Genomic DNA, 18,432 nt, shown 5'->3' on the forward strand with positions numbered 1-18,432 from the left:
GATCAGCCCTCGCTCTCGGGCGCGTCCGCCGATTGCGAAGCATCCGACGGAGGCCCCGAGCCCTGTTGCGGACCAGTCGGCGCGATGTCCTGACCGGGACGCAACCGTTCGTTGCCTCGGACCACGACCTCATCGCCTTCGGACAAGCCCGACAGGATCTCGAACGAGTTGTTCAGCGCGGCGCCGATTTCTACTGTGCGCGGCATGGCCTTGCCATCTTGGTTGACGAAAACGCTCCATCCTCCCTGCGCCTGCACCAACGCGTCTTTCGGAACGATCAGGACCTCGCGCGGCGCGCTGATTGGCACATCGAGAGTCACGGTCTGACCAACGGCGACGGACGCCTCTTTGTCAGCGAGTTCGAAACGCACGGGGCGTGTGCGCGTTGCGGCGAATTCCGTCGGCAGAATGGCCCGAAGGTTCAATTCCACGGTGTCGCCGATATCTGTCGTGGCGGTCACGGATTGGTCGCCGCGCAGTGCGCTTACGAACCGCGCGGGGACGTTCGCCTCGATCTCGAGCGCGCTGGTGTCGATCAGCGTTGCCACCTGGCTTCCCGCTGCAATGAACTGCCCAACCTCGGTGGCCACGTCGAGTACGACGGCATCAAATGGCGCGCGCACGACGGCATTGTCCAGGCGGTAGCGTGCCTGTTCTAGGGCGTTCTGCGAGGCCTGAATGCGCGCCTGCGCCTCTTGCTGCGCGCCTCGGGCTTCGGCGAAGTCGCTGGCACGCTCTTCGAGCTGCGCCTCGGCGATGGTTGAATTCTGCCGGAGGGTTTCAGCACGGCGGAACGCCTTTTCCGCGCGGTCCAAACGGGCGGCCGACACCTCGATCCCGGCTTGGGCGATGGCGATCTGTGCCTCTGCTTGCGCCATTTCGATCCGCAGAAGCTCGGTATCGAGCCGCGCCAGCACATCGCCCTGCGAAACGCGATCTCCGACGCGAATCGGAACGTCCTGCGCAACGCCCCCGACGCGGGCTGCGACGGCGCTTTCGCGACCGGCAACAACTTCGCCGAACACCGTCACGGTCTCCGCCATAGTGCCCATTGAGACGAATTCCGTCGACACACCGGCAGGACCCCCCTGGGCCAGCGACATGCCGGGAACGACCATCAGGATCACAACGCCAATCAATCGTGCAACAGCGCGCATTGCACCTCTCCTTTACTTGGCGGCAACATGCCGCAATGCAGAAGCTAGCGCAGTCTTTTCGAAAAGCATCGCATTAAACCCTGCGCGGTGTGGGATAAACGGACCCAAGTTCCCGCAAGTGGTCTAATAGCCGAAAGAGCGCATCGATTCTTCATCGGGGATTGCGTGACCACAATCAAGCGCGAGGGCATGGACATCGCCCTCTCGCCAAACACCTGCCCGATAAGAAAGATCATCGGTTGGCTTGCGGGCCACATCTACGGATAACGAAGCTCCGATCACCATGCGCATCAGGCATTTTCGCCGCGGATCGCGTCGCACACCGCATCCGTCACGTCTTGAGTGGTGGCAGTCCCTCCGACATCGGGCGTCACAATACCGTCAGCACATACCTTTTCCACGGCCCGCATGAGCCGCAAGGCGGCTTCGCTTTCGCCAAGATGGTCGAGCATCTGGCTGGCGGTCCAGAACGTGGCGACCGGGTTTGCAATGCCCTTTCCGGTGATATCGAAGGCCGAGCCGTGGATCGGTTCGAACATTGACGGGAAGCGGTGCTCGGGATCAATATTGGCCGTGGGGGCCACGCCCAGCGATCCCGCAAGCGCGCCCGCCAGATCGGACAGGATGTCGGCGTGAAGGTTGGTCGCGACGATGGTATCGAGCGATTGCGGCTTCTTGACCATGCGCACCGTCATTGCATCGACCAGCATCTTGTCCCAGGTCACATCCGGGAACTCCCGTGCGACCTCGGCCGCGATCTCGTCCCACATGACCATTCCGAAACGCTGCGCGTTGGATTTGGTGACGACGGTCAGAAACTTGCGGGGCCTCGATTGGGCCAGTTGAAACGCGTAGCGCATGATCCGTGTGACGCCGACCCGCGTGAAGATCGCAACTTCGGTGCCGACCTCTTCGGGCATCCCCTTGTGCGCGCGTCCGCCGTGCCCCGAGTATTCGCCTTCGGAGTTTTCCCGGACGATCACCCAATCCAGATCACCGACCTCGACCCCACGCAGGGGGGACGTCACGCCGGGAACGATTTTGGTGGGTCGCACGTTGGCGTATTGGTCGAAGCCCTGACAAATGGGCAACCGCAGCCCCCAAAGCGTTATGTGATCGGGAACGTCTGGCGCGCCGACCGCGCCGAAATAGATCGCGTCGAACGGTTTGAGTTGCTCCAACCCGTCCTCGGGCATCATGACGCCATGGGTCTTGTAATAAGCGGATCCCCAATCGAAGGTCGTGACGTCGAACTCTATGTCGCCGACCCGATGCGCCAGGACGGAAAGGACTTCGCACCCTGCTGCGATGACTTCCGGTCCGATACCGTCCGCTGGAATGGCCGCAATCTTGTAAGTGCGCATAGAATCCTCCCCTTAACCCGGCCCAGCTTTGCTTCCGTAGCGCGAGAATTTCCGAACAATTGCAACTTGTCTGGACCGGCGCAACGTGAGTCGCACAACAAATTAACGCTACTTCTCAAACGATAGCTCGTGTCCCGAAGAACCGGAAAACGGTCTTCAAACGTCGATTTTCCTGATCAAACAAGTCAGAAAACCCATTTTTTGGCCTTTTTGCCTTGAGCAACGATCCCGCTGTCCTATAGCTAAGTCGCAATGCGTCTGGAGGGGCGCATGTCGATCGGGCAGCACATCAAGGCTCGGCGACATCAATAGCGGAGGACTACATGACCAATCACACAATAGCGAAACTGTCCGCAGCGGCAGTGGCGACAGCTCTTACGACCGGCGCGGCATTTGCGGAATCGCATGTCGACCGCTCGGGCTGGCCCGAAAGCTTTACCGTCGGCACCGCGTCTCAGGGCGGCACCTACTTTGCCTATGGCTCCGGCTGGGCGAACCTTGTTGCAGAAGAGCTTGGCGTGTCCGGCAGCGGCGAAGTCACCGGTGGCCCGATGCAGAACATGGCACTGGTGCACACAGGTGACGCGCAGTTCGGCATGACCACGATGGGCCCCGCAGCGGAATCGCTGGAAGGCACCAACCCGATCGCACCTGGCCTGCAAATGACGAATGCCTGCGCGATGTTCCCGATGTATCAGACGCCGTTCTCGGTGACAGCGCTGTCTTCTTCGGGCATCACCTCCATCTCGGAGATCCCGGATGGCGCACGCATCGGCTTCGGCCCTGCCGGGTCCACATCGGACACCTACTTCCCGCGGATGATGGAAGAGCTTGGTGTCAACTTCGAGCGTCGCAATGGCGGCTGGTCCGATCTTGGCGGTCAGCTTCAGGACGGTCTTCTTGATGTCATCGCCTTCGCCGCGGGCGTTCCGGTTCCGGCCGTGAGCCAGCTCGAGGTTCAGACGGATGTGAACATCATCGAATTCACCGAAGAAGAACAGGCGACAATCCTCGAAGCTTTCCCGGTTTCGGAATTCGAGATCTCGGCGGACACGTATACCACGCTCGAAGCACCGGCGCGTTCTGTGTCGATGTGGAACTTCGCGATTGCAAATTGCGAACTGCCGGAATCCTTTGTTTATGCAGTTGTCGACACAGTAATGTCGGACAACGAGCGTATGGTGAACATTCACCGTGCCGCCGCGTCCACGCTGCCCGAGAATTGGGACAAGAACAAAGTCATGAAATGGCACCCGGGCGCCGCACGCTGGTTCTCTGAGAATGCAGGTGCAGACATCGCCGCAGACATGATCCACGGCGGTTGATCCAAAGGCCATTTGTCGGCGATACTTGACCATTGTCGACAAATACCGATCCATGAGACCGCGTCCCGAATTCGGGCGCGGTCTTTTTTCAACGATGGTATGAGAAGGGTATCACAGAGAATGCCCAGGCCATCATCCGGGGGGACAAGACGATGACGGACGCGAACACTCAGCCAGTCGGCGACGCGCGCGAAGAACCGATCCTTGCCGAAGGCGTGGATGAAGAACCCGTAGAAAGCAACCGGCGGCTTTTCACCGGCTGGGGCTATCTGCTGATGGCCGGGCTTTCGACGCTTTATGCCGCGTTTCACATGATCGCGCTCAACGGTGTGTCCATCTCCGCGATGACCGGGGTCGAAGTGCCCATTCTGCCGCAATTCCCGCTGGAGACCTGGAACTTCAGGATTGTGCACATCTCGGGCGCACTGGCGCTTGGTTTTCTACTCTTCTCGGCGCACACCTTTTCGGATGACGGGCCCGCGCAGAAAAACACCAGGCTGCTGTCCCTGCTGTCGATCCTGCTGGTCATTCCAGCGCTTGTCTCCGGGGCGACGTCCATTGGCTACTTGAACCTCATCAATTCCGGCACCCTGCCTGAGATGGGCGGCCTCACCACATGGGCGGCCTTCCCGGGAACCGAAATCTACGCCAGTGAAGTCTGGTGGTTCGGAACGCCTTTGCTGGTCGCAACCTTCGGAGCCATCGTAATCGGCTGGTTTGAGCGCCGTAACCGCGATCTCTTTGCTGCCTCGGACATCGTTCTTGCAATCTGCGGCATCGTCGTCGCGATTTACCTGATCGCGATCTACGGCACGGCCGCGCGTAATTCCGTGGGCACCGCGTTTGTGCCGATCGGTGTTGCCTTTGCCGCGACCGCCGGTTCCGCGATGATCCTCGAACTGACGCGACGCGTGGCTGGCCTCGCGCTTGTCATCATCACTGGCGGGTTCCTCGTTTACACGTTCACAGCACATCTTCTGCCCGGCATCCTTGCGGTGCAGAACGCCTATTCATGGCAGCGCTTCTTCGGCCATGTCTATTCTGACGCAGGCATTCTCGGTCCGACGACTGCCGTGTCTTCGACCTACATCATCCTCTTCATCATCTTCGCGGCCTTCCTTCAGGCGTCGAAAGTCGGTGACTACTTCGTCAACTTCGCCTTCGCTTCGGCAGGGCGCGCGCGCGGCGGGCCAGCAAAGGTCGCCATTTTCGCCTCTGGCCTCATGGGCATGATCAACGGCACATCGGCTGGCAACGTGGTGGCCACCGGGTCGCTGACGATTCCGCTGATGAAGAAGGTGGGCTACCAGAAAAAGACCGCAGGCGCGGTCGAAGCCGCCGCATCGACAGGCGGGCAGATCATGCCGCCGATCATGGGGGCGGGTGCCTTCATCATGGCCGAGATCACGGGCATTCCCTACACCGAGATCGCCATCGCGGCGATCATCCCGGCGATCCTGTATTTCGTGTCGATCTACTTCATGGTCGATTTCGAGGCCGCCAAACTCGGCATGCGCGGGATGCGCGAGGACGAGTTGCCGAAGTTCAACAAGCTGGTCCGGCAGGTCTACCTCTTCATCCCCATAATCATCCTCATCGCTGCCTTGTTCATGGGCTATTCAGTGATCCGCGCAGGGACGCTGGCGACGGTTGCCGCCGCGGTCGTATCCTGGTTCACGCCGTTCCGCATGGGCATCAGGTCCATTCTCAAAGCGTTCGAGCTGGCCGGGATCATGTCGATCCAGATCATCGCGGTCTGTGCCTGTGCCGGTATCATCGTGGGCGTCATCTCACTCACCGGGGTCGGCGCGCGGTTCTCTTCGGTTCTGCTCGACCTGGCAGGCGTGAGCCAGCTTCTGGCTCTGTTCTTCGCGATGTGTATCGCGATCCTTTTGGGGATGGGTATGCCGACCACGGCGGCCTATGCCGTTGCTGCGTCCGTTGTGGCGCCCGGTCTTGTGCAACTGGGTATTCCGACACTGACCGCGCACTTCTTCGTCTTCTACTTCGCGGTCCTGTCTGCGATCACGCCACCGGTTGCCTTGGCCAGTTACGCGGCTGCCGGGATTTCCGGTGCAAACCCGATGGAGACATCCGTTGCGTCGTTCAAGATCGGCATCGCGGCGTTCATCGTGCCCTATATGTTCTTCTACAACAGCGCGCTTCTGATGGACGGCACATGGCTTCAGGTCACGCGTGCGGGCCTGACCGCCACGGTCGGAGTGTTCTTGCTCAGTTCGGGTGTGCAGGGTTGGTTCCTTGGAGGACGTTCGGCGTGGTTCCTGCGGATCGCCCTGATCTTCGCCGCGTTGTTCATGATCGAAGGCGGGTGGTTTACCGACTTGGTCGGCATTGGCATCGCAGTGGCAACCTTCTTTGTTCAGAAGATTCTGCGGCCCGATCCGGATGCGACGATTCCGGTCAGGGGTGCGGACTGAAGCCCCTATTCTTCACGCCAAAAAAGGCCGGGTCGCATTGCCCGGCCTTTTTTCATGTCAGATAGGTTCAGCAATACCCTTCGGGACCGGCCCACTGCTCACGTGTGTACCGATCTCCGTGCGCCCAGCCTGAGGGCAGGATTTCCTCGATCTCGGTCATCATCGTGTCAGACAGCGAAAGTTCAGTCCCTGCGACACACTCCGCGAGGTGCTCTGCCGAGCGCGTTCCCGGGATCGGAATGATGTGGTCCGCCCGCGCCAGACACCATGCGATTGCCAAGGCGGTCGCGGTCGTGCCGTGATCTAAAGCATATGCCTGAAACCTTTTCGCGTAGGCCAGATTGAAGCTGAAATTCGGCTCCACGAAACGCGGATTCGTCTTGCGAATGTCCTTCTCTAGGAAAGACGCAGGATCAGGCAGGACGCTCGACACCATGCCACGCGCCAAAGGCGAATACGCCACAAGTGCGACGCCAAGCTCCTTGCATGTTTTTAGAATGCCCAAGTCGGGTTGCCTGGACCACAGTGAATATTCGCTTTGAACCGCATCGACAGGCCCGACGGCACATGCACGGCGCAAAGATGCAGGGGCGATTTCCGAAAACCCGATACCGCCGATCTTGCCTTCACCCTTGAGCGCGAGAAGCGTCTCCATCACCTCTTCGATCTCGATGCTCCGGTCACGCCGATGGATGTAGAACAGGTCGACGTGATCGATCCCGAGACGCTTCAGAGACCCTTCCAATTCTGCACGCAAGTGTTCCGCCTGATTGTTGAAGCCGCGATTTCCATGTTCGCGATCTCTCCAAATTCCGGCTTTCGTGGCGATGGTGAATTTGGTGTTATCACCTGTCAGGAAGGTTCCGATCATCTTTTCGGAAACACCTAAACCGTAGACATTCGCGGTATCTAGAAAATCGACGCCCAGATCGAGTGCCTTCGACAAAGTTCTATGCGCTTCGACCTCGGTGGTTGCGCCGTAAAAGCCGCCAAAACTCATGCAGCCGAGCCCGACCTCAGAGACCCGCTTTCCGGTCTGAAATAGCTGTCTTTGCTTCACCCGTTCCCGCCTTCCGCGTCGCCGATGTTCGTTGCCAGGGATCACAGCATGCGAAAGGCGTCAGGGAAAGACCATTCAGCGCATTTCTGGGTCCGCGTTCAGGCGGCAGCCGCTTTGGTGTCAGCCACCAATCCGCGTTCGGTCAAGACAGCGAGGCACTCGGGATCGTCCATCGCCAGTTTCAGCGTCGCCTCCAGCATCCCGGCCTTCGATCCACAGTCGAACCGTGTGCCAGAAAACTGAAAGCCTCCCAAACCGATCTCCGATGCACCGCGGGCAATGGCATCGGTCAGTTGGATTTCCCCGCCTGCACCGGGTTTCTGGGTCGCCAATGCATCAAAAATGGAGCCATCCAAAACATATCTGCCGACGACAGCTTGCAGCGACGGCGCATCCTTGGCCGCAGGCTTTTCGACCATGCCATCTGCTTTCACGATTGATCCGTCTTTACCCGTGACCGACAACACCCCGTATTTGTGAACGCGGTCTTCGGGGACCTCCATCGTTGCGACAAGGTGGCCAATATCGCCGTCGCCGTAGGCGCGTACCATTTCAGAAAGACATCCGACAGGGCCGAGGATCAGATCGTCTGGCAGAATGACCGCCACGGGGCCGGGAAGTACCTCATCGCGCGCACAGAACACGGCGTGCCCAAGGCCCTTCGGCTCGGTCTGCATGACGAAGCGAACATCATCCTCGATCGGGCAAAGTGCAGCGTCAGAGAGGGCTTCGGCGATGTCTTCCTTGCCGCGTGACCGCAACTCCCGCGTCAAGCGTGCATCTTCCATGACGTAGCGCTCGATCGCAGATTTGGACGGGTGGCTGACGAAGACCATACGTTCAATCCCGGCGTCCCTCGCCTCGTCAACGGCGTATTGGATCAAAGGCGTGTCGAGGACCGGCAAAAGCTCTTTTGGCGTTGCTTTGGTCGCGGGCAAAAAGCGCGTTCCAAGGCCGGCGACGGGAAAGATCGCTGTGCGCACATGACGGGTCATAGGTTTGGTCCTCATTTGAGTGGGTGACACTTTTCAACGCTGCATCAGAGAAAAAGTTTCGCAGTTGCAGCATTTTTTCTGCACCTGCATGGAACCGGTCGACAACTTGTGCGTTCTCGCTCCATGATTTCATTTCTCACGGTGCGGGCATGAGGATGGACGGTGTCACGGGGCACCCTCTTCCACGTGCCGCGCAACCTTTTGATAACGTGACTGTTATCGGGGCCGGCGCTTACGGAACGGCCCTTGCTCATGTGGCGGCGCAGGGCGGCATGAAAGTCATGCTGTGGTCGCGCCGCAGTTCTGTGGCGGACGATGTCAATCACAACGCGATGAACGCGCATTACTTGCCTGACATACCTTTGGCCGAAACACTTCATGCCACCACCGATATACAGCACGCCTTGCGCCGCGCTGATGCAGTGCTTTTGGTCGTGCCCTCAAAGTCTGTTCGAGAGGTGGCGCGAGCCATGCGAGACTTTGTACCAAAGGGAATTCCGATCACGGTTTGCGCGAAAGGCATCGAAGCCGAGACCGGTTTTCTCATGTCGCAAATCGTCGAAAGCGAGCTTCCCGGGCACCCCATTGGCGCGCTCTCGGGACCGACCTTCGCAAGAGAGCTTGCCGCCGGGCATCCGTCAGCAGCCACATTGGCCTTCACATTTGATCAAGCCGATCGTCTGAACCCCGAGAAAAGCGCGGCAGCGCGTATGGCCGTCTCAATGGCCACCCCAGCATTCCGCACCTATCTTTCCGATGACTTGGTGGGTGTGGAAATCGGCGGGGCGGTCAAGAACGTCATCGCAATCGCCTGTGGCATGATGGGCGGCGCAGGCTTTGCCGAAAATACGCGCGCTGCTTTGATCACCCGGGGTCTGGACGAGATGAAAGCTCTCGCAGAAGCGTTGGGTGGTCGCAGGGAAACCGTCACCGGGCTGTCGGGGATCGGTGATCTGACCCTGACATGCTCAAGCACGACTTCGCGCAATATGTCTCTGGGTGTGCAACTCGGAAGCGGATTGTCCCGCGACGCTTGTTTCGACGGCAAACCGACTGTGGTAGAAGGCGAAGCCAATGCCAAATCAGTCACCGATCTAGCCCGAAAACTCTCGGTGCCGATGCCGATTTGCGAAACCGTGCGCAGCATCCTGCACGACGGTGCTCCCATCGCTGAAACCTTCGCGCGCTTCTGGTCAGAACCCATCGAGGCCGAGCCCCGCGCCATGTCTCTGACATTTGAGCACCCGACCTCGCCAGCCGCACCCATTGCCTGCAAGGAGATTGCCTCATGACCATTCAGGTTCCAATCAATCCAGACATTCGCGACAAGTCATTTGTGCTGGCCACCGATCTTGATGGCACGTTTCTAGGCGGAAGCGCTGGAGCGCGCGAAATCCTTTACGACTGGATCGAAGACAATCGTGACACGGTCGGGCTGGTTTTCGTGACAGGCCGACACCCGGAGTTCATTCACGAGCATTGCGACACGTTCGGGATCCCGATGCCGGAATACGTGATCGCAGATGTCGGAACGACGATCGCGCAGGTCCATTCACCGGGAATGGTTCTTCCTGTTCCCGAACTCGAGGCGCCCATTGCACAGGCTTGGGACGGAAAAGCCGACAAGGTTCGTCCGCTTATGGATCGGATCGACGGGCTGACCCTTCAGGACACGCCGTTTCGCCACCGCTTGAGCTATAACATTTCACCTGAGGGTTTCGACACGTCCGCTTTGGACTCGGTTATAGCGTTGGACGTGGACGTTCTTGTTTCGGACAATCGATTCGTCGATGTTCTTCCCCGGGGCATTTCCAAAGGGCCGACACTGCATCGCCTTCTGAAAGCCCTTGGCATCAAACCAGAGCGCGTTTTGACGGCGGGCGACACGCTGAACGATATTTCGATGCTCACGGCCGATCTGTTCGCCGTTGCCGTCGGAGGGTCCGAGCAAGCGCTCTATGACAATCTTCCCGAGTCCCCGAAAATTCACCGTGCGCGCGGCGAAGGTGCCGCGGGCATTCTCGAAGCCATCGAGAAATTCAACCTTCATCCCACTCCAAGGAGTTCATGATGCCATCTGATCTTGTGATCGTTTACCACCGTCAACCGTACGAAGAGGTAGAAGAGAATGGCAAAACGGTTCTGCGCGAAAACAAAAGCCCGAACGGGATCGTGCCGACGCTGAAGAGCTTTTTCGGTAAGGTCGATCACGGCGCATGGGTCGCGTGGAAGCTGGCCGAGGATGGCAACGACCCAGGCTGGGAGCGACAGATCGAAGTCGAAGACAGCTTTGGCAGCTATTCCGTGTCGCGCCTCCCGCTGACACAGAAGCAGGTGCACGAATTCTATCACGTCACCTCGAAAGAGGCCTTTTGGCCTATCCTTCACAGCTTCAAGGACCGCTACAATTACGACCCCGTCGATTGGCCAAATTTCCGCGAGGTGAATTGGCGCTTTGCCGAAGCCGCAGCCGCCGAGGCGGCGCAGGGCGCTCTGGTTTGGGTGCATGATTACAATCTGTGGCTCGTTCCCGGGTATCTTCGCCAGATGCGACCGGATGTGAAAATCGCGTTTTTCCATCACACACCCTTTCCGGCGCCGGATATGTTCAACGTTCTGCCGTGGCGGCGTGAGATCATTGAAAGCCTGATGGAATGCGACAGTGTCGGATTTCACATCCCACGCTACGCCACGAATTTCGCGGCCGTCGTGCAAAGTCTGATGGACGTCGAAATCAAGGAACGTGCGAAGGTGCCCGATGACCTGATCGCCGAGGGCACCGCTATGACGGAGCGGCGTGTGCCAACGATCCTGAGCGGACCGGACCGTGACGTTCACCTGAGCGTTGCGCCTGTGGGCGTCGAAGTTGATTACATCCAAAGCCGCGCTCGCGAGGACGCGACGGAAAAGCGCGCAAAAGAGCTGTTGTCGGATCTTGGTGATCGCAAGCTGATCCTTTCTGTCGGACGCACCGACTACACCAAGGGCGGTATCGAACAGTTACAATCCTTCGAACGCATCCTTGAAGATCGACCCGAGCTGCGCGGCAAGATCCAATTGATGCATGTGTCGGTCAGCGCGAACCGGGGTATGGCGGCTTACGGGAAGATCCAGTCGGCGATCGAAGAAGCGGCAGGCCGCATCAACGGCCGCTTCGGCTCACTCGATTGGCAGCCGATTACGCTCGTCTCACGGGCGATTCCGTTCAAGGACCTGGTGGCGTATTACCGCGCGGCCTCGGTCGCGTGGATCACTCCCCTGGCGGACGGAATGAACCTCGTCGCCAAGGAGTTCATCGCATCCCGCGTCGATGGCGATGGCGCGCTCGTGCTGTCGGAATTCGCCGGCGCTGCAGTGGAGCTGAGCGCGGCCGTGGCGACGAATCCGTTCTCCAACCGGTCCATGGATGTTGCGATTGGCCAGGCCCTGGATATGTCCGAGACCGAGCGGCGCGATCGAATGGCGTCAATGCAGCAAGCGGTGCGGCACTACGATCTCTCGAGCTGGGGAAAATCGGTGGAAGCTCTTTTGCCACCAGCGCGAAAAGACGCGGCATAGTCGTAAGAAGGGAGCCAGCTTGGCTCCCTTTTTTCAGAGAATGGAAAAGCCAGACCGCTAGGCACAATCACGCCGCAAGACTTTCGATTTATCAAATTTTGGAAAATTGGTGCCCAGGAGAGGACTCGAACCTCCACGGCCTTGCGGCCACTGGCACCTGAAGCCAGCGCGTCTACCATTCCGCCACCTGGGCAGGTGTCGTGGAGCGGCGTTTAATCCGGTCCAGAATGGGTGTCAACGCACTTTTTGAAAGGCTACGGCGGTCGCTTTGCGGCAATCCAACACCTTGCCCGTGGCACAGGACAACGGTACAGGTCACCTAGGCTATGAGCGGGAGCATTCACATGTCCAAACTCGTCACGATCTACGGTGGTTCGGGGTTTGTCGGTCGCTACATCGCGCGACGGATGGCGAAAGACGGATGGCGCGTCCGTGTCGCGGTAAGACGTCCGAACGAAGCGATCTTCGTGAAGCCTTACGGCGTTGTCGGACAGGTGGAGCCCATTCTGTGCAATATCCGCGATGACAACAGCGTGCGTGCCGCGATGCAGGGCGCCGATGCCGTGGTCAACTGCGTTGGAATTCTGGCGGAGTCGGGCAAGAACACCTTTGACGCAGTCCAGTCCGAAGGTGCCGGTCGTGTGGCTCGGATTGCTGCGGAAGCGGGGATCTCTACCCTCGTCCATGTTTCGGCAATCGGCGCGGATGCGGATGGCGAAAGCGACTACCAGCGCACCAAGGCCGAAGGCGAAGCGGCCGTGCTCGAACATATGCCAAATGCCGTCATCCTTCGTCCGTCCATCGTGTTCGGGCCCGAAGATCAGTTTTTCAACCGCTTTGCGGGCATGACGCGCCTTGGTCCGATTCTTCCCGTGGTCGGTGCCGATACGAAGTTTCAGCCCGTCTATGTCGATGACGTGGCCAAAGCCGCCTGCGTCGCGGTCGCAGGCAAGGCGGAGCCCGGCGTTTACGAGTTGGGTGGGCCGGACATCAACACGTTCCGGGAACTGATGCAGCACATGCTGACCGTCATCCGCCGCCGCCGCTTGATTCTCAACATCCCGTTTTTCGCGGCTTCGATCATGGGCGGCCTGTTCGATTTCGCGAACACGATCAGCTTTGGCCTTATCCCGGCGATGATCACCCGCGATCAGGTCAAAAACCTTCGCCACGACAACGTTGTTGGCAATGGTGTAAAGACCTTTGCCGATCTCGGTATCAAACCGGTCGCAATCGAGGCTGTCCTTCCGGACTACCTGTGGCGGTTCCGCCCGTCAGGGCAGTACACCGGGATCAAGGAAAGCGCACGGAACCTGCGTACCTGACTCGAATTCACTGAAGCTCAGTGGGTTTGAGCAAGCGCCTTCAATTGACTGGCGTTCGCACATCCGGGCGGCGCTGACTTTGCAAGCGCGCGCTGTTCGCCCAGCCAACACTGGCAGGACTGCACCAAAGGGCATTCCCGGCATTCAGTTACCATCGCCGCGTAGTCCTGTGCCGTCAATCGGCCCAAGGCCATTGCTTCGGACAGGCTGATGCCCATGACCTTCGCCACGCTGCGTGTCAGCCAGAAATGAAGCTCCGCATCTCCTAACACTTGGGCTTTCATGTGTGTTGTCCTTCTGCAAGGCGTCGAAGGAGGTTTGCGTTTACGCAGTCAGCGGGCGGTTGAGATCCGTCGCTTCGGCTTTGGGTATCAAGCCACCGCGTGCAGCCATCGACCCACTGACAGGACCGGCATCTCTGGACCATGTCGGCCCAAGACTCGGTATCCAAATTTCCGGCATCCACCGCTTTGACCACGTCGATGTCACAGGTCTTGGCCATACGTTTCAGCAGCCAATAGTGGACGCCGGTATCGCCAAGCGGTTTCCACGGTAACTTGGTCGGCGGATGAGTCATGACGATCTCAGGGACGTAAACAAATCACCGTTGCGGCAATATTCGGGTAGATTCAGCGTCGGACCGGCACTGTCCAGAAGGCATTTGCACGCCTCGGTTTGTGTGCATCCGACGCAACGGTCGACGGCTTCATCGAATTGATGTTCCGAGACGTCTGCCCGCAACATCATTTCTTGCAGGTCCAGGCCCTGCCGGTCGGCCATTGAAAGAACCAGTCTCGTATGCGTTTCGCGATTGGAGTCGTAGGACATGAGAATGCTCCGCATTGATCTGCCCTAAGGGTAAGGCGCGATGCGAGAGCGATCTTTGATGCAGGTCAATCAGTCCGATCAGAGCCCGGCGGCCGTCCGGCGTACGATCTCCATTCGGGCGGCATTCGGCGGATGCGTGCCAAGGAAACGATTGCCGGGATCGGGGATCTTGTTGAAGAATTGCGCACCGACCACGGGGTTGAACCCTGCGCGCGCGGTGATGATCGTGCCCAATCGGTCAGCTTCGAGTTCAAAATCCTTGGAATAGGTGCGCGCGCCGAGGGACGCTCCGATCTGCTCGGCCGATTGAACTGCGGCCTCATCGGCGCCGCCAAGGGCTGCAAGCCCCGACAGGATCACCGCCCCCACCGCCGCGTTCTGCTGGGTGCGGACAAGGTGCCCCAAGACATGGTGTGCCGCTTCATGCCCCATGACGAAGGCCAATTCGTCGGCATTTTCAACCGACGCGATCAAAGCCAGGTTGAACGCGAGAATCGGGCGGCCGTTGCGATCGACCGTCTGAAAGGCATTTGGCGGCTGTCCCGGACGATCATCGACGACGATCTGGAAATCGCAATTCGCTCCGGGTGCGCGGCGTCGACATTCCTGCTCCGCCACAGGTTCGACCGTTTCGACGACGGTCACGAACTGACGCGCGGCGATCCCGGCGCGGGTGCGTGCGTCCTGCTCGGACATCTGCGGCTGGCTTGTTTGCGTCCGGGGCGGCGGCGACGAGGTCGGCACCGTTGGCGTCACATCACATGCAGCCAGAAGCACAAAAGAAAAAACGACGAGCCAGCGCATCACGGAGTTCCTCACATTCAGAACCCTAGAAATAAAGCGGTTGGGCCATGTCTGCCAGTCCTGATCTCGCTTAGGTGATTTTCCGCAGATGCGCCTTGGCTTTTCCAGAAGTACCGCGTTACGCTTTTTCCATGTTTAGTATCGAACACGAATTCGACTCGACCGTCGTCACCTTGGTGGACGAAGGCGAGGGACCCTTGCAGGAAGACGTTATCGTCAACGGCTTTGAGGAATGCATCACGGTGGAGCAATACGATCCACGAACCGATCGGGTGAACCGTGTCACGTTGTCGATGTCCCAAATGCGCGACTTGGCCGCCGCGATCTCTTTGCCCGAAGGCGTGTACTCTCGAGAGGAAAAACCCGGCTAATCAACGCGAACGACCTTGTGTCGACTCGTATGGCCTGAACCAGAGTTAATCGCGACTTGGGGACGCCCAGCGCCTTCGACAAAAGCTTGATGACCGCAGCGTTCGCCTTTCCATCCAATGGCGTGGCCGTGACGCTGACCTTGATCGCCTCCGCTTCCATCTCCACCTTATTTGCAGGTGCGTTTGGGGTCACACGCACGAGAAGTGTGGCACCTGGTATCGCGAGCTGAGCCAGACTGTTCTTCATCTTGGTTTCGCCGTATCACGCAAGCAATTGGACACACAGCCTGACCTGCGAGTGTGTCATCAACGGACCACGAAGGAGGCATCATGCCAAACGCAAATACGGCTGTCCTCGAATTTCTGCAAACGCGGCGGTCGCGCCCGGCCAAGCTGTTGCAGGCCCCTGCCCCGGATCGCGAGGCGCTTCTCCCGATCCTGACCGCCGCCGCGCGCACGCCCGATCACGGCAAGCTCGAACCTTGGCGCTTTATCGTGCTCGAGAAAGCGGCACTCGACCGTCTTGCAGACGTGGCCGAGCACTGTGCGCGTGGCGTCAATAAATCCGATGAGGATGTCGCGAAGGCGCGCAAGCAATTCGATGACAGCCCGCTTTGCGTCGCCGTGATCGAGGTTCAGAAACCGTCGGATAAAATTCCGGCGATCGAGCAGACCTATTCCGCCGGAGCGGTCTGCCTGGCCTTGCTGAACGCCGCGTTGGCATCCGGTTGGGGAGCGAACTGGCTCAGCGGTTGGTGCGCCCATGATTTCGAGTTCTGCAAATCCGCCCTTGGCCTTTCGGAAAACGAGCGTGTCGCGGGATTCATCCATATCGGCACCGCAAGCACCGTCCCGCCGGAACGCCCGCGTCCTGATATCAATGCGATTACAACCTGGCTCGACACATGATCCTGAAAAGCTTTCTTCTGACATTGGGTCAGCTGGGCGACCCGCGCTTTCGCAAGGTTTTGTTCCTGGGCATCGGTCTTGGCCTTGCTTTGCTGGTCGCTTTCTTCGCAGCGCTCATGTGGGTGCTCGGGGCTCTTCTTGGCCCTGAAGCTACCCTGCCGTTCATCGGCGAAGTGACTTGGCTGGATGATCTCGTCAGCTGGACCGCGCTACTTTCGATGATTGTCTTGTCGGTCTTTCTCATGGTCCCGGTCGCATCCGCGATCACGTCGCTCTTTCTGGACGATGTGGCCGACGCGGTGGAGGACCGTCATTATCCCGAACTGAGCAAAGCACCCCGCGCCTCGTTCGGCGACGGGTTGCGCGACACGGTGAATTTCCTTGGCGTGTTGATCGCGGCCAACCTGTTCGCGATCATCCTTTATCTGCTGTTCCCACCCTTCGCGCTGTTCATCTTCTGGGGGCTGAACGGGTTTCTGCTGGGTCGAGAATACTTCACGCTGGCCGCCATGCGACGCGAAGGGCGCGCTGGGGCCAAAGCGCTCCGCAAGCGGCACATCGGAAAAATCTGGCTGGCAGGCACTCTGATGGCGATGCCCTTGTCGCTACCTCTCGTGAACCTCGTGATCCCGATCCTGGGTGCGGCGACCTTTACCCACTTGTATCACCAAATTCAGGGGCGGGCCCCATCCGGTTGAAGAAATCGAGGTCACGAACCGTGATCCAGCCAGACAGGATAATGCCCGCGATAATCACCCAGAGCACCGCACTGATCCCCGTCGTGATCCAGGCTTTTTTCTTGAGATTGTGCACCTCGGGGGACCCCGCATGGGTGCCTGGCACAACCTGACCCACGTCCCCTTGCGTCTGAAGACGGATGGGAATGACGATCAGGAACACCATGAACCAGATCACGGCGAAAAGGACGATGGCGGATGTAATGGACATAAAAAGCTCCTTCATCCCCTAAGATGGGACGGCGTCAGACTTGTTCCAGTTCCACCAGACAGCCGTTGAAATCCTTGGGGTGCAAAAACAGGACCGGCTTGCCATGCGCCCCGATCTTCGGCGTTCCGTCCCCCAGAACCCGCGCTCCGGTTTCCTTGAGATGATCCCGCGCCGCCAGGATGTCGTCGACTTCGTAGCACACATGGTGAATGCCGCCCGACGGGTTCTTTTCGAGAAACCCGTTGATGGGGCTGTTTTCGCCAAGCGGGTACAGCAGTTCGATCTTGGTGTTGGGAAGTTCGATGAAGACAACCGTCACACCGTGATCCGGCTCGTCCTGAGGCTCACCCACATTCGCCCCAAGCGCGGTGCGATACTGGTCGGCCGCCGCCGCGAGGTCAGGAACCGCAATGGCTACGTGATTCAAACGTCCGATCATCTGGGTGTCTCCGTCGCTGATGTGTCGTGCTTATGGTCCGGCGTATAAAAGCAGACAAGAGGGAGGGCCGCATTAACGACCTGTTAGTCAAGACCGCGCCAAAGTGAAGCGACTCATGGAGGGCGATATGATTGACGATCAGGCTTTGGACCAGATGCGCAGACCAACGGTGACGCGGCCTTTGCTGGGCCTCACGATACTCGCGGTCGAGGATAGTTTGTATGCGTGCGATGCGCTCAGGCTAATGTGTTTGCACAGCGGGGCCCGTTTGCGGCGTGCCGATTGCTTGAAATCCGCGCGCAGGCATTTGCAGGTTTACCGGCCCTCTGCGGTGATCGTCGATATGGGTCTGCCGGACGGTAGCGGTGCCGACCTGATTGCGGAATTGTCGAACACTGTTCCCAGAGTGTCGGTCATTCTTGGAACCAGTGGCGACAGCTTTGCCGAAGACGTCGCCTTCGCCGCCGGGGCCGATGGGTTCCTGGCCAAACCCATCACCAATCTCGGAGTGTTCCAGACGGCCATTCTCCAGCATTTGCCGAAAGATCTGCAACCGTGTGGACTGCGCATGGTCCGGTCCGAGCCGATCCATCCCGATCCGGTCGCTTTTCGCGAAGACATGGCGCACGCGGCCGAAATTCTGAGCGGCCCGATCGACTCATCGACCGTCGAATATCTCACTCTCTTCCTGCGGGGCGTGGCGCGGACTGCCGAGGACGAGAAACTGGAAACCGCAGCGTCAGACCTTGCCGATGCGCGGTCCGGTGGCGGCACACTCGAAGGACAGATATCGCGCCTGTCCGGGTTGGTGCAGGCCCGATTGCAGGACGCAGTGGCAATCTGAAAAAGGTTGGGGCCGATTTTTGGTTAGGCAAGAAAAAACGGCGCCCCGTCAGGCGCCGTTTCCAACA

The 18,432-nt window shown here is 59.2% G+C and carries 21 protein-coding genes and 1 tRNA gene; 10 read left to right on the forward strand and 12 right to left on the reverse strand.

The window, feature by feature from the left end; genetic code table 11:
* Positions 1-2 precede the first annotated feature (2 nt).
* Together Q1B16_RS08070 and Q1B16_RS08075 are read right to left on the reverse strand one after the other, a co-directional pair.
* Positions 3-1,157, reverse strand: a complete 1,155-nt coding sequence (locus Q1B16_RS08070; protein WP_299786424.1) for an efflux RND transporter periplasmic adaptor subunit — start codon at positions 1,155-1,157, stop codon at positions 3-5.
* A 290-nt stretch (positions 1,158-1,447) separates the two neighbouring features.
* Entirely contained in the window at positions 1,448-2,521 is a 1,074-nt protein-coding gene (locus Q1B16_RS08075; protein ID WP_299786426.1) for a tartrate dehydrogenase, read from the reverse strand.
* A 323-nt stretch (positions 2,522-2,844) separates the two neighbouring features.
* On the opposite strand from Q1B16_RS08075, the gene Q1B16_RS08080 reads away from it, so the two are divergent.
* Together Q1B16_RS08080 and Q1B16_RS08085 are read left to right on the forward strand one after the other, a co-directional pair.
* Positions 2,845-3,846, forward strand: coding sequence for a TAXI family TRAP transporter solute-binding subunit (locus tag Q1B16_RS08080; protein ID WP_299786428.1), 1,002 nt, complete (start codon positions 2,845-2,847; stop codon positions 3,844-3,846).
* A 152-nt stretch (positions 3,847-3,998) separates the two neighbouring features.
* Entirely contained in the window at positions 3,999-6,284 is a 2,286-nt protein-coding gene (locus tag Q1B16_RS08085; protein WP_299786430.1) for a TRAP transporter fused permease subunit, read from the forward strand.
* A 67-nt stretch (positions 6,285-6,351) separates the two neighbouring features.
* Here Q1B16_RS08085 and Q1B16_RS08090 read toward each other — a convergent pair whose 3' ends face one another.
* Both Q1B16_RS08090 and Q1B16_RS08095 read right to left on the reverse strand, forming a co-directional pair.
* The gene (locus Q1B16_RS08090; protein ID WP_366140142.1) at positions 6,352-7,389 is read right to left on the reverse strand and encodes an aldo/keto reductase; all 1,038 of its coding nucleotides are present in this window, start codon (positions 7,387-7,389) and stop codon (positions 6,352-6,354) included.
* Positions 7,390-7,442: 53 nt separating this feature from the next.
* Entirely contained in the window at positions 7,443-8,339 is an 897-nt protein-coding gene (locus Q1B16_RS08095) for a UTP--glucose-1-phosphate uridylyltransferase (protein ID WP_299786434.1), read from the reverse strand.
* Positions 8,340-8,494: 155 nt separating this feature from the next.
* Between Q1B16_RS08095 and Q1B16_RS08100 the strand changes: the two genes are divergently transcribed.
* The 3 genes from Q1B16_RS08100 to ggpS are packed head-to-tail and all read left to right on the forward strand — an operon-like array spanning position 8,495 to position 11,897.
* The gene (locus Q1B16_RS08100) at positions 8,495-9,631 is read left to right on the forward strand and encodes an NAD(P)H-dependent glycerol-3-phosphate dehydrogenase (RefSeq protein ID WP_366140143.1); all 1,137 of its coding nucleotides are present in this window, start codon (positions 8,495-8,497) and stop codon (positions 9,629-9,631) included.
* Entirely contained in the window at positions 9,628-10,410 is a 783-nt protein-coding gene (locus Q1B16_RS08105) for an HAD-IIB family hydrolase (RefSeq protein WP_299786438.1), read from the forward strand. Before Q1B16_RS08100 ends, Q1B16_RS08105 begins: the two co-directional genes overlap by 4 nt.
* A complete protein-coding gene (ggpS, locus tag Q1B16_RS08110) occupies positions 10,410-11,897 on the forward strand; it encodes a glucosylglycerol-phosphate synthase (protein WP_299786440.1) in 1,488 nt (495 codons plus the stop codon). The genes Q1B16_RS08105 and ggpS overlap by 1 nt, the downstream gene beginning before the upstream one ends.
* A 107-nt stretch (positions 11,898-12,004) precedes the next feature.
* Here the strand turns inward: ggpS and Q1B16_RS08115 are convergent.
* Positions 12,005-12,090 (reverse strand) — tRNA-Leu (locus tag Q1B16_RS08115).
* 151 nt (positions 12,091-12,241) lie between these two features.
* On the opposite strand from Q1B16_RS08115, the gene Q1B16_RS08120 reads away from it, so the two are divergent.
* The gene (locus tag Q1B16_RS08120) at positions 12,242-13,222 is read left to right on the forward strand and encodes a complex I NDUFA9 subunit family protein (protein ID WP_299786442.1); all 981 of its coding nucleotides are present in this window, start codon (positions 12,242-12,244) and stop codon (positions 13,220-13,222) included.
* A gap of 17 nt (positions 13,223-13,239) precedes the next feature.
* On the opposite strand, the gene Q1B16_RS08125 is transcribed toward Q1B16_RS08120, so the two are convergent.
* From Q1B16_RS08125 to Q1B16_RS08135, 4 genes are all read right to left on the reverse strand, one after another.
* On the reverse strand, positions 13,240-13,506 hold the full coding sequence (locus tag Q1B16_RS08125; protein WP_299786444.1) for a DUF6455 family protein: 267 nt from the start codon (positions 13,504-13,506) through the stop codon (positions 13,240-13,242).
* Positions 13,503-13,799: a DUF6455 family protein gene (locus Q1B16_RS08130; protein WP_299786446.1), complete on the reverse strand. Its 297-nt coding sequence runs from the start codon at positions 13,797-13,799 to the stop codon at positions 13,503-13,505. Before Q1B16_RS08130 ends, Q1B16_RS08125 begins: the two co-directional genes overlap by 4 nt.
* Positions 13,796-14,065 carry a DUF6455 family protein gene (locus Q1B16_RS22340; protein ID WP_366140144.1) on the reverse strand — a complete coding sequence of 90 codons (270 nt, stop codon included), beginning with the start codon at positions 14,063-14,065 and terminating at the stop codon, positions 13,796-13,798. Before Q1B16_RS22340 ends, Q1B16_RS08130 begins: the two co-directional genes overlap by 4 nt.
* A gap of 63 nt (positions 14,066-14,128) precedes the next feature.
* A complete protein-coding gene (locus Q1B16_RS08135) occupies positions 14,129-14,854 on the reverse strand; it encodes a M48 family metallopeptidase (RefSeq protein WP_299786448.1) in 726 nt (241 codons plus the stop codon).
* Positions 14,855-14,985: 131 nt separating this feature from the next.
* Between Q1B16_RS08135 and Q1B16_RS08140 the strand changes: the two genes are divergently transcribed.
* Complete coding sequence (locus Q1B16_RS08140) at positions 14,986-15,225, forward strand: hypothetical protein (RefSeq protein ID WP_299786450.1); 240 nt, start codon at positions 14,986-14,988, stop codon at positions 15,223-15,225.
* On the opposite strand, the gene Q1B16_RS08145 is transcribed toward Q1B16_RS08140, so the two are convergent.
* Entirely contained in the window at positions 15,137-15,472 is a 336-nt protein-coding gene (locus tag Q1B16_RS08145) for a DUF167 domain-containing protein (protein ID WP_366140145.1), read from the reverse strand. The two genes, Q1B16_RS08140 and Q1B16_RS08145, sit on opposite strands and share 89 nt — an antisense overlap.
* An 83-nt stretch (positions 15,473-15,555) precedes the next feature.
* Between Q1B16_RS08145 and Q1B16_RS08150 the strand changes: the two genes are divergently transcribed.
* Positions 15,556-16,134 (forward strand): nitroreductase, encoded by a 579-nt coding sequence (locus Q1B16_RS08150; protein ID WP_299786452.1) that lies wholly within the window; start codon positions 15,556-15,558, stop codon positions 16,132-16,134.
* The gene (locus Q1B16_RS08155) at positions 16,131-16,832 is read left to right on the forward strand and encodes an EI24 domain-containing protein (protein WP_299786454.1); all 702 of its coding nucleotides are present in this window, start codon (positions 16,131-16,133) and stop codon (positions 16,830-16,832) included. Before Q1B16_RS08150 ends, Q1B16_RS08155 begins: the two co-directional genes overlap by 4 nt.
* Here the strand turns inward: Q1B16_RS08155 and Q1B16_RS08160 are convergent.
* A complete protein-coding gene (locus Q1B16_RS08160; protein WP_299786456.1) occupies positions 16,786-17,082 on the reverse strand; it encodes a DUF1467 family protein in 297 nt (98 codons plus the stop codon). The genes Q1B16_RS08155 and Q1B16_RS08160 overlap by 47 nt on opposite strands.
* 34 nt (positions 17,083-17,116) lie before the next feature.
* Positions 17,117-17,521, reverse strand: a complete 405-nt coding sequence (gene mce / locus Q1B16_RS08165) for a methylmalonyl-CoA epimerase (protein ID WP_299786458.1) — start codon at positions 17,519-17,521, stop codon at positions 17,117-17,119.
* A 127-nt stretch (positions 17,522-17,648) separates the two neighbouring features.
* Between mce and Q1B16_RS08170 the strand changes: the two genes are divergently transcribed.
* The gene (locus tag Q1B16_RS08170; RefSeq protein WP_299786460.1) at positions 17,649-18,365 is read left to right on the forward strand and encodes a response regulator; all 717 of its coding nucleotides are present in this window, start codon (positions 17,649-17,651) and stop codon (positions 18,363-18,365) included.
* Positions 18,366-18,432: the final 67 nt, after the last annotated feature.

Origin of the sequence: uncultured Marivita sp. (assembly GCF_947488135.1) — a bacterium.
Taxonomy (GTDB): domain Bacteria; phylum Pseudomonadota; class Alphaproteobacteria; order Rhodobacterales; family Rhodobacteraceae; genus Marivita.